This is a genomic window from Paenibacillus foliorum (genome assembly GCF_013141765.1).
Taxonomy (GTDB): Bacteria; Bacillota; Bacilli; order Paenibacillales; family NBRC-103111; genus Paenibacillus_S; species Paenibacillus_S foliorum.
The window spans coordinates 1-10,331 of the sequence record NZ_WHOD01000127.1; the positions used below are offsets into that span (position 1 = coordinate 1).

Annotated in this window: 12 protein-coding genes; 1 reads left to right on the plus strand and 11 read right to left on the minus strand. The window is 41.8% G+C overall.

The genetic code is table 11. The features are described from left to right. Nucleotides 1-247: 247 nt before the first annotated feature. The 8 genes from GC093_RS32565 to GC093_RS32600 all read right to left on the minus strand — a co-directional run bounded on the left by GC093_RS32565 (nucleotide 248) and on the right by GC093_RS32600 (nucleotide 7,272). Entirely contained in the window at nucleotides 248-697 is a 450-nt protein-coding gene (locus GC093_RS32565) for a putative iron-sulfur cluster-binding metallochaperone (protein WP_171656124.1), read from the minus strand. A gap of 476 nt (nucleotides 698-1,173) precedes the next feature. Beyond that, entirely contained in the window at nucleotides 1,174-2,061 is an 888-nt protein-coding gene (locus tag GC093_RS32570; RefSeq protein WP_171656125.1) for an alpha/beta fold hydrolase, read from the minus strand. Between the two features lie 160 nt (nucleotides 2,062-2,221). After that, nucleotides 2,222-2,530, minus strand: coding sequence for an MFS transporter (locus GC093_RS37020; protein WP_376768694.1), 309 nt, complete (start codon nucleotides 2,528-2,530; stop codon nucleotides 2,222-2,224). Beyond that, a complete protein-coding gene (locus tag GC093_RS32575; RefSeq protein ID WP_376768695.1) occupies nucleotides 2,439-3,536 on the minus strand; it encodes an MFS transporter in 1,098 nt (365 codons plus the stop codon). Before GC093_RS32575 ends, GC093_RS37020 begins: the two co-directional genes overlap by 92 nt. Before the next feature lie 35 nt (nucleotides 3,537-3,571). Beyond that, the gene (locus GC093_RS32580; RefSeq protein WP_171656126.1) at nucleotides 3,572-3,892 is read right to left on the minus strand and encodes a DsrE family protein; all 321 of its coding nucleotides are present in this window, start codon (nucleotides 3,890-3,892) and stop codon (nucleotides 3,572-3,574) included. Nucleotide 3,893: 1 nt separating this feature from the next. Then, nucleotides 3,894-4,574, minus strand: a complete 681-nt coding sequence (locus GC093_RS32585) for an ArsR/SmtB family transcription factor (RefSeq protein WP_171656127.1) — start codon at nucleotides 4,572-4,574, stop codon at nucleotides 3,894-3,896. 278 nt (nucleotides 4,575-4,852) lie between these two features. After that, a complete protein-coding gene (locus GC093_RS32595; RefSeq protein WP_171656129.1) occupies nucleotides 4,853-5,749 on the minus strand; it encodes an RCC1 domain-containing protein in 897 nt (298 codons plus the stop codon). Between the two features lie 398 nt (nucleotides 5,750-6,147). Then, nucleotides 6,148-7,272, minus strand: coding sequence for an NADH-dependent flavin oxidoreductase (locus GC093_RS32600; protein WP_171656130.1), 1,125 nt, complete (start codon nucleotides 7,270-7,272; stop codon nucleotides 6,148-6,150). A gap of 223 nt (nucleotides 7,273-7,495) precedes the next feature. On the opposite strand from GC093_RS32600, the gene GC093_RS32605 reads away from it, so the two are divergent. Then, nucleotides 7,496-7,978, plus strand: coding sequence for a MerR family transcriptional regulator (locus tag GC093_RS32605; RefSeq protein WP_171656131.1), 483 nt, complete (start codon nucleotides 7,496-7,498; stop codon nucleotides 7,976-7,978). Between the two features lie 298 nt (nucleotides 7,979-8,276). Here GC093_RS32605 and GC093_RS32610 read toward each other — a convergent pair whose 3' ends face one another. From GC093_RS32610 to GC093_RS32620, 3 genes are all read right to left on the minus strand, one after another. Further along, the gene (locus GC093_RS32610) at nucleotides 8,277-8,588 is read right to left on the minus strand and encodes an SRPBCC domain-containing protein (RefSeq protein WP_246315796.1); all 312 of its coding nucleotides are present in this window, start codon (nucleotides 8,586-8,588) and stop codon (nucleotides 8,277-8,279) included. Nucleotides 8,589-8,813: 225 nt separating this feature from the next. Further along, nucleotides 8,814-9,221 (minus strand): DUF7674 family protein, encoded by a 408-nt coding sequence (locus tag GC093_RS32615; protein ID WP_171656132.1) that lies wholly within the window; start codon nucleotides 9,219-9,221, stop codon nucleotides 8,814-8,816. Between the two features lie 430 nt (nucleotides 9,222-9,651). Then, nucleotides 9,652-10,245, minus strand: coding sequence for a hypothetical protein (locus GC093_RS32620; protein WP_171656133.1), 594 nt, complete (start codon nucleotides 10,243-10,245; stop codon nucleotides 9,652-9,654). Between the last annotated feature and the right edge of the window lie 86 nt (nucleotides 10,246-10,331).

A 10,331-nucleotide genomic window follows, 5' to 3' on the forward strand; every position in this document is an offset into this window, starting at 1 on the left:
TGATAGATGATATCCCTTTGTTTTGTTCCCTGATCAGGTCGCTCGATACCCGAAACACGACAAAATGGACATTCGTATCCTTCGGGCCTATGTGAAAATGATGCTGTCATCTTTCTCATTCAACTCCTTCCACATTTCTCCAACCAGCCGATTCATGCCGGCAGCCTCGTCTTGGTTTCTTATTGAACAAACGTTCTCCGTTCAATCACACCGCACTGTGTCTACCATATAGGTTTTCTGCTTACAACTATTTGAGTCCTCGTACAAAAGCGTTCACATTGCCTAAGCAACAAGCACCTTGGGGGTTGTTTACCTCACACCCACAACGACCAGCTTGAAGATGAGCTTTGATGTGATCTGCAGGTTTTAGGTCAGTGTCAATGGCTTGAAGAAGTCGCTCTCTCGTCCAATCAAAGCAGTAACACACAGGCACATCTGCCCTCTGATTTTTTTGATACACTGGCACCTTTAGGTCATTCCCCACAAACGATTGCGAATGGTTCCCGCTGAAGTAGACGATAGTGCAAGAAGGATTAGAACAAAAAACGTAAGTGTTATCTGGCTCAATGATTTCTAATGCCGACGCTTTTAGCAGGGACTTAAGCGTTATGAGTTGCACGTTTTTAGCCTTTTCACCACATGTAGGGCACTCCGTTTTTACGGCTTCTGTACTATTAGATGGTGCACAACAATCCATTTGAAGTCACTCCCTATTAGACGAACAAATTAATTCTCACTCCCTCAGATAATTATCTCACTAATTTGTAAAATAATAAATCAACACTCCGCTAAACTGCCTGTTAGCCATTCATGCAGCGCAAGATCAGCGCTGCACCACAGAGGATGAAAATGGATAAAATCTGTCTATACTTCTACTATGGCTGGGAGAAGAAGGTCTATAAACTCTGGTGCTTTTAGAGCCCAACCGTTAGTCTGACTCCACTATCTTTTTTAAGATTTTGAGCTTTTTTATTTTCATGGGAGCTTAATAAAATGATTTGCTCAAGTAATTCATAGGAAGCATAAAAACCGAGGATTCTGGATATTACCCAGCAGTTCCTCGGTTTTTATATAATGAATATTATCGACAAGGAGTATCCATAGCCGTCCTCATTTACATAAAACAATATGTTCTTGTCACCGGCAGTTGCCAATTATATAGGCTTGAGCAGATTAATCTCGACTTGCTTCGTAAATCTTCAGCGCCAAATAAGCTGGTCTTGTGCGCGTATCCGTAAAGTGGTCCCCATCACCAACGATCAGACGGAACAGACCGAGTCGTGTTGACATGTGGGGATTCCAACCGTAGCCCTCTCCTTGAGGCAATACATTATCTTGGTAGAAATATACATAGCTTTTGGGGGTTGGTAGCGCGTGGAACGCTTTAAGATCCAGTTTCTCGAAAAGTGGTTTAGCAGGTTCAGGAGAGACACTTTTATAGAATAGTTTGGCATCTTCCGTGGAGGCCGTATTTACGAACAAAGCCCTAAACAGCTCAAACGGAAGCATAATCGTATCGTCTTTCGACATGGTTCTGAGCTGTTCAAAACCTTGTCTCGTTTGGGGCGGCAACTCGTCTGCAAGCGATTCCCCATCTTTCAATACGAACGCATCCCAGAAGACCAGTCGCTTGATACGATCAGGCACCTGTTCTGCAACTTTTTGGATGACTGTGCCACCGAAGCTGTGCCCAACGAGAACAATGTCGTGCAAGTCCAACTGTTTTATATAATCAACGACTGATTTCGTAATCATTGCATGCGTGACTTTTTTATTTGGATCTGTTCCGTGGCCTGCATATTCTGGAGTATAGACTGTGTGCCCTTGACTGCGCAATTCAGCAGCTACGCCATTCCAAAAGTGAGCATCCGCCCAAGAGCCATGCACAAGTACGAAGGTAAGTTGCTGAGGCGGAGAAAAACGGTAGCTTCCTTTCGATTCTATGGGATAATGCCACCAAAGCCATCCTGTGTCAGAATAAGGGTTGTAATACTGCCCCTGGGGCATGAATCGGTAATAAGGATTTGGAATTTGATAATTCCCCGATTGATACGGAAACACGAACAACATCCCCTCCTAGACAACATATTTGAGCTTATGACTCAGACGTCTAAAATATTCACGCTCCCGTGGATAGATTTAGTCGCATCGTTAAAACAAAAAAAGCCGCAACTACGCGACTTTAAAAGCAAACTCCTACATTATCGTTTTCCGTTTAATCTTAGGAGTTAAATTTATTATTTTGTACCGGTACATTTGATTTACTTCGAGACCATATGACAACAGGTATAAGCAAAAGGGCAAGTCCTCCCCCAGCAAGCGATAACGTCGCATAGCTTGAATGAGCTACAACCATGCCAGACATCGCTCCACCCGAGGCCCCAGCAAGCGCAATCAAAACATCAATCGTTCCTTGAGTTTTTGCACGCGTTGTTGGGTCAGCTGCATCTACAATAATTGCTGTCCCACTGATTAAGCCAAAATTCCAACCGATCCCGAGCAGCGATAGAGCAATAACCAATACCACCATAGAATCCGGGGGGGGGGGCAGCTGCGGCTACTATACCTGCAATTAATAGAACACCCCCCGAAGCAATTGACATGGCTGTACGACCGATTTTATCAACCAGAACTCCTGTAATAAGTGAAGGGAAAAACATGGAGCCTATATGAATGCCAATTACTAATCCTACATCTCCCAAGCTATGACCGTGATGTTTCATGTGGATTGGAGTCATTGTCATTATTGCAATCATAACGATTTGGGTTAAGATCATTACTGTTGCTCCTACAACCAAGCCGCTGATATTGCTTCTTTGAACCCTTGTACCCTCATCTACTTTCTGATCCAAAGATTGTTGCACTTCAAATACAGCCTTTGCAACAACGTATGGATCGGGCCGCAGAAAAATAAAGAAGACCAGCCCTGCGAAAATATAAGCTGCTGCAGCTAGGATAAACGGACCTCCAAGCGCTGGAACACCAATAGAAGTTGCAAAATCTCCTGTAATATTCACCATATTAGGGCCTGCAACAGCACCTAATGTTGTTGAAACCATAGCGATACTAATTGCTTTGGCCCGCTGATTAGGCTTAGCTAAATCTGTTCCAGCGTAACGGGCTTGCAAGTTAGTTGCCGTTCCTGCACCGTAGATAAGTAAAGATATGAACAGAAGTACTACGCTATTATTTACTGCAGCCAATATTACCCCTAGTGCACCAAGGCCGCCAGCGAAGAATCCGGCAGCCAACCCTAACCTTCGTCCGTAATGTTCTGAAAGTCGACCTACCAACAAGGCGGCCGCGGCTGAGCCAAGGGTAAACAACGCAGCAGGAACACCAGCAAAACTTTCGGTTCCCAACATCTCTTGAGCAAGAAGCGCGCCGACCGTTACGCCAGCGGCAAGACCTGCACCTCCGAAAATTTGGGATAGTACTACTATTAATAAGGAGCGCTTATACAGCTTCCATTGCAAATCCGTGGAATCTATGTATTGCCGAATATGACTGTCAATTACTTGGGGTTCATGCGTCATCGCTTAGAACCACCTTTCTAGGTGTTATTGGCTTATTAAAAAGTCAGTACTTTGTCGCTCCATTCTACAAGGTCAACGCAATCGTTCATGGTTGAGATTGGGCAAATGGTTTCATGTTCTAGATTTCTTGATTTAAGACAGGTTCCACATGCATATAGGACTCCGTCTAACTGAACAAACTTCATCATTTCCTCATGTACATTAAACCTTGGATCTCGAATCTCTTCGCATTCTACGGCTTCTCCCATCAGAAACAATTTGACGGAATACTGCCGTTTTAGAGAAGTGTTAGCGAAACGAAAAGCATTCCATGCCTTTTCAGGCTCCTTAGTTTCCAAGATGATTCCAATATTCATACTAAGTGTCCTCCTTGGTTGACATATTTGAAAGTTCCACAAAGCGTTTCCACTCGTGTACGCCTTCTTCCAAACGAGATGCTCTGATTCCCTTACTTTTTAAAATTTCAACTGCTTGCGCGGACATTAGACAGTAGGGACCTCTACAATAAGCCACTATTTCCTTATCCACTGGAAGGGACGCTAGGTGCTTCTCCAGTTCTTCCATAGGTATAGAGATTGCACCTGGAATATGGCCCGTGGCATATTCATCTTCTGGTCGGACATCCAATAGTAGAACTTCTCCTCTGTCCATACGCTCGAGCAACTCTTCTAAAGCTATAGGCTCTATACTGACATGGTTTAGCAAGATTTCTGATTTAAGCTTCTGGACCTCCACAAGTTGCTTTTCACTAAGACGATGTAATGACACCATGAAATCGGCAACAGAAATTTCAGCAATTCCGTATATCACAAAGTTACCTTGTTTTTGGGATCGAACCAGTCTTGATTCATGTAATGTTTGTAAGTGTTGGGATACATTGGCAACACTCATGCCTGTTATTTTTGCGAGCTGCTCTACTGATTTAGGTCCTTGAGAAAGCATGTCAAGCAATTCCAAGCGTTTAGGACTAGATAAACACTTACCAATACGAGCAAATTCCTGATACAACTGATCTTTCCATATTCGTTCAATACTCATCACACTGACACCTCAACTATTCAATTGTTTTCTTGAATAGTTATAATGTAAGGCTTCCTTCATGTATTGTCAAGAAATAACTTCATTGAAATTAACCTGCCCGTTACTTCAACAAATCCAGGGAGCAACTGCCGCTTGGCGATCTGCTCCCTGGCTATTACGCTATCGTTCTCCGTTAACGCAACGAAGCCACCGATCGATCTGCGGCAGCTTCGTGGTGTTGTTTTTTGAGCTCTCATCTCCTAAGTTGCTGTGTATTTTATTATTAATATTGAAAACTAATTTCCGGGCAGTTGGATGTCGCGCCAACCGCTAACATCGCATTGGCCATATTCATTATCACCCACAGCAACCACCGTGCCGTCCAATTTAAGCCCTACGGTATGGGCACAACCCGCCGCAATCGCCACAATATCGCGCCAATCACTTACATTACATTGGCCATACTCATTCCAGCCCACAGCCGCCACAGTACCGTCCGATTTAAGGCCGATGGTATGATTACTACCCACCGCTATCGCCACAATACCGCGCCAGCCGCTTACATCGCATTGGTAATGTTTATTCAAACCCGCAGCCATCACCGTACCGTCCGATTTAAGACCGATTGTATGAAGATAACCCGCCGCGACCTCCACAATATCGCACCAGCCGCTTACATTGCATTGGCGATACCGATTATTACCCTCAGCCGTCACCGTGCCGTCCAATTTAAGACCTATGGTATGCCAGTCACCCGCCGCGACCTCCACAATATCATGCCAGCCGCTTACATTGCATTCACCTTCATTATTTCGGCCCACTGCTACCACCGTGCCATCCGATTTAAGCCCAATGGTACGACGCCAACCCGCCGCAACCGCTACAATATCGAGCCAGTCGTTTACATCGCATTGGTCATACTTATTCCAACCCACAGCCGCCACAGTACTGTCAGATTTAAGACCGATTGTATGAGCATTACCCGTGTTCGTCGCCATATGAACATTACCAGCAGCGACCGCCACAATATCGCGCCAGCCGCTTACATCACATTGGCCATATTTATTATCACCCACAGCCGTCACCGTGCCGTCAGATTTAAGCCCAACGGTATGACGACGACCCGCCGCTATGGTATCTTTAGGCCACCGTTTCACCTTTAACATAGCTTCCTTCGGTGAAATGTAATCCATGTTTTACCTCCTTGAAAACAAGACCTATTTTTTTATATATGTTTCATCGTGGTCAACTACACTGCGAGAGTTGTACGTTCCATCAAGAAATATTACCACGAACTGTCGTTCTTGGGTTCTGTTAGTTAGCCTGCCCTTTAGTTTAATGAGGCTGCCAGCAGCCTCATCTTGTTGCTATTTAGCTATCCTGCCCGTTAGCCGAGTGAAGGGCTACCACGACGGTAGCCCTTCAAATGTTTAACTATCGTTATCCGTTAGCGAAACAATACTAACTACCTTTTGCCCATTCAGTTACTTGGCGAGTGAGCTCCAACACTTAGCAAGCTTCAATTACAGTGCCCATCTCGTAGGTAAAACAACAGTAACAGCAAATTGAATACGATGTAACAATAACGATGTTATTCTTCAATCTTAAACCATGGACCCGAAGCTTGGATTATATTCCAAAGTTTTTCCGGAAGCTCAAGCTCGCTTACTTTTGAAGTCTTAATTGCTGTCTCAATTTCAGCTTCTTTTCCATTCTGGACCTTTTCAACCCAGTCTGGATTCATAATTAACGCATGACCAACCGCTGCTAAGGGCAGTCCCTTATTTAAAGCTGTTGCAACGTCATCCGGAGTTAACATAGAACCAGCAGCCAAAACAGGAACTCTGCCGCTTACTCTTTCCAAAATCAATTCAAGCCGTGTTTTTCCATCTTCACTGCCTCGCGGTTTTGAAGATACATCATCAAGTGAAGCATGGATGTAATCCAAATCCTGTTCAACTAGACGGTCAATTAATTCATAGGCTTCTTCCATTCCATAACCGCCTTGTTCTTCAGGAGATATTCTGTATCCGAAAATAAACGGTTTTATTGCATGTTTTTTAATCGTATTTTTAATTACCTGAATTACTTCCAATGGAAAACACAAGCGATTTTCCATTGCCCCCCCCCATTGATCCTCACGTCGGTTAAAGAAAGGAGAGAAGACGTTTTGGAGTAAGAACCCGTGTGCGCGATGAACTTCAACACCATCAAAACCAGCTTCAATAGCTCGTCTGGTTGTTTCTCCAAACGCATGAATCACTTCCAATATTTCATCGTGTGAAAGCGCTCTAGGCAAAACTGACGGAGCAAATGCTGTAACTTCAGTCTCTACAGCGCTTGAACTAACGACATCTCCATTTGGTGTCAAGTCCGGTAGTGCTTTGTTACCTGCGTGGAAAATCTGAAGTAACGCTGGAGCTCCACCGCTTTTCGCCGCATCCGCCAATTTCCGTAAGCTTGGAATAAATTTATCATCATAAGCTGCGAATTCATTTGTAAAACCTATACCGTTTGGTTGCACATGCGTACACCCTGTAATAACCAGACCTACGCCATTCACTCTTTTTCTATAATATTTCATTTCATCATCTGAAACCGTGTAATCGTCATTACTGGCCCAAGTGGTCATAGGTGCCATAACGACACGATTTCTAAGGGTTATTCCATTTTTGAATGTGAAGGATTCAAGCAAGTTATTATATTTTGTGTACATTTTCTAACCTCTTTCTAATTATTCATTTATAAACTGTAGTCATTGTTGTCTTAAGTTAAAGCGTTTATTCGCATTCCCATAAGAGTCACCAAGCAATCTCTGTTCCTTGTTTAATGAGGGATGCCAAAGGAGATTATCAGTTGATGAGCGCTCACAACATTGGTACAATGACATCATAAAGTATTCGAGTAACTCGAAGTCAATAGCAAGGAGGTTCGAAATTTTGAATCAAACATTACATGAACCTAAATATACGGTAAAAGATGTATCTGAAATAACTGGCCTTACAAAACATACGATCCGTTACTATGATGACCAACAATTAATACCTTTCGTTTCGAGAGACGGCAGAAACAATCGCTTATTCTCTGAACATGATCTGGATTGGTTGCGAATGGTGCATTACTTTCGTATTTCAGGATTGCCGATTTCAGAAGTCAAACATTACATTGCTATGTGTTTGCAAGGCGATGAGACGATTCCTGAAAGGGCTGAGCTTGTTGCAAAACAAGAAAAAGAACTAGAAGCGAAGATCCATGAGTACAACCTTCAATTAATGCACATAAAAGAGAAGAAGGCTTACTACGAAAGTGTCTTGGCTGGTCAATTGGACGATACCTGGAATCCAGTAAACAATAACCCTGAATGTGGAGAAAAGTATGATATACCGGAACATATCAAATCAGCGTCAAAAGTTTATGTTTGACCTTAGAAGATAGTCTACGGCTTCGAGTACACTCGAAGTCAATTTTTTTGTCTATTTAATGTTGACGGATAATTGTACTAACCTGCCCGTTACTTCAATGAAATCAAAAAAAAGAGCTGCTTTAATGCAGCTCCTGCGCTATAGTTCGCCATTAGCGGAATGAGCAGTATAACATAAATTATTAAAACTTACGTTTTTGATAGGGGATACCCTCGCCATCTTCACAATAAGATTTGAGACTATAAAGGAAAATAGCCCAGTTGTAGTTACAGGAGCGATAAAATGGCGTTACTTCTTTTCAGTTCGTATGACGCAAAGTAATAAAAGACTTCCCGTTCTTCTCTTGAATATCAAAGGAAATAATCGTACCAATCCATTCTGGATCTGAATCTATACACTGCCAAACGACTTTTTTATTAGTGATCAATTCCTCTATTCTCATCTTAGTTATGTCATTGCTGCCGAATCGAAATTCATTAATAAAGCCAATCTGATTATTAATAATGAGTTCATTGGTCCATATTTCCGACAGTCCCTCAGCGGTGGTTAAAGTTTCATACACCTTCGACGCTGGAACATGTACGGTTTGCAAGTGCTCGATATTTGCCATGCCTTACTCCTTTCTAACTGCAATAATTTATGTTTGATGCTTATGATAACATATGATGAATATAATAGTTTCTTTTGGATTGCTATGTTGCAGTTATTGCAATTATTTGCTCAACTATCCTGCCAGTTAACGTAATGAAGCCGCCGACATTTGCCGGCAGCTCTTTGGTCATTCCACTATCTCCTCGTTAGTTCAATTCTTTATGAAGAACTAGCCGTCTTCGAGTTAAATAACAAAATTAGTGTTATTGATTTTATTATATTCTTCAACTAATTCCTCATAGAGCCCCTTATTTTTCCGTAACATCCATTCAAATAAAGTCTTAACACTCTCGAAAATATCCGGTTTAATTCTGTAAGGTATTGCTCTCCGAGTTATTTCATCTTCAACTAAATGTTCATAAAACCCAACACAGATGGCGTTATTTAAATAGTTACTTCTTCGATATTGATAAAAACACCATTCAGCGTAGTTATAGATCTTATCAAGATCTTCATTATCATTATTCAGATGGGACTTAACAACCCTGTCTCTAAGTTCAAATATTAATGAATAAACTGTATCCCCCTTGCCTACGAAACTAAATCTTATATCGTAGAACAATTCTAATCCCTTTCTCCTCCAAGCACTCATATTCGTTCATCCTTAGTAATTTATTAAAGAGCTTAAAACTGAGTTTATATTATTTTAGAATATTTCCTAGTCTTTCATTTAACTGAAGTATTCGCGAAGTAAATGAAACTCTCCTGCCCGTTACTTCAACAGACAAAGGCAGCCGATCGTGTGCTGGCTGCCGTCATATCGTGATTGAACTATAGTTCCTCGTTAGTTCAATCGTGGTTAGCAAATATTTATTACATTACCATTCAATTTCAACATTTCCCATAGTTCTATTTCAACTTGATTTAAGCATCGGCAGTTACCTGCAGAGAGTTGTAGGGATACTCGAACTTCCATTCCCTCACTTATTTGTCCCTCCAACAGGGTACCTTTAATGATTAAAGTATTTTCCGTCCTCGATGTTTGAGTAACCTGAAACTGTGCCATCTATTCCTTCACAAATCTAGTTAGGTATTCGACTATCCGGCCCCTTCACTAAATCAGTAAAATAATCTATGTAATACCCTTCAGAATCCCAGTAATCATTGTACTTTTTGTAAATATGAATAATCTTCTCCTTAGGTGTCCCGCAACGTTCAAGAAGCCAATTTTTTATATAGTTAATATCTTTATTTTCTTCTTCCCAAATAAAATCTAGAATTACTGATTCTTTAGAGCCATTGTCTGGTACATAAATTGCATAGGTTGATGAAAAGTAGTTTGCTAGATCGAATGCAACTTTCCTAAGATACAGCTGAATCTCCTCATCAAGGAGAAAGTTTTTCCATCTACTATAATGATGAAAATAACAAACCTTCTCAGAGAGAGTAAACTCCACCCCGCAGGGTCCACTGATTTCTACAGAGCCACCAATCCCAACCTGGACCTTCCAAGACTTTCCCATATCTTTTGGATTATATGGAAGTAGGTAAGTTGTAAATTCATCGACGTGCTTTAAAGATCTTGAATTTAGAGCATCACATAATAGTTTAATGTCGTCTGGATTCAATGTATGGCCTAAGAAAGCCGTGAAATTCGTCCCCATTTCATCCCCCAATTTTATAAACTCAATTCAAAGTTCCCCTTGAACAAGGAGAGATACCAGCAGATCTCCTGGCAACTTAATTTTAACACATATTGGAA

Bases quoted from the DNA above. Each gene is read 5' to 3' on its own strand.
- GC093_RS32615 (WP_171656132.1), bottom strand. From the start codon at position 9,221: ATGAGTGCTTGGAGGAGAAAGGGATTAGAATTGTTCTACGATATAAGA.
- GC093_RS32610 (WP_246315796.1), bottom strand. From the start codon at position 8,588: ATGGCAAATATCGAGCACTTGCAAACCGTACATGTTCCAGCGTCGAAG.
- GC093_RS32565 (WP_171656124.1), bottom strand. From the start codon at position 697: ATGGATTGTTGTGCACCATCTAATAGTACAGAAGCCGTAAAAACGGAG.
- GC093_RS32580 (WP_171656126.1), bottom strand. From the start codon at position 3,892: ATGAATATTGGAATCATCTTGGAAACTAAGGAGCCTGAAAAGGCATGG.
- GC093_RS37020 (WP_376768694.1), bottom strand. From the start codon at position 2,530: ATGGTGGTATTGGTTATTGCTCTATCGCTGCTCGGGATCGGTTGGAAT.
- GC093_RS32575 (WP_376768695.1), bottom strand. From the start codon at position 3,536: ATGACGCATGAACCCCAAGTAATTGACAGTCATATTCGGCAATACATA.
- GC093_RS32585 (WP_171656127.1), bottom strand. From the start codon at position 4,574: ATGAGTATTGAACGAATATGGAAAGATCAGTTGTATCAGGAATTTGCT.
- GC093_RS32600 (WP_171656130.1), bottom strand. From the start codon at position 7,272: ATGTACACAAAATATAATAACTTGCTTGAATCCTTCACATTCAAAAAT.
- GC093_RS32595 (WP_171656129.1), bottom strand. From the start codon at position 5,749: ATGGATTACATTTCACCGAAGGAAGCTATGTTAAAGGTGAAACGGTGG.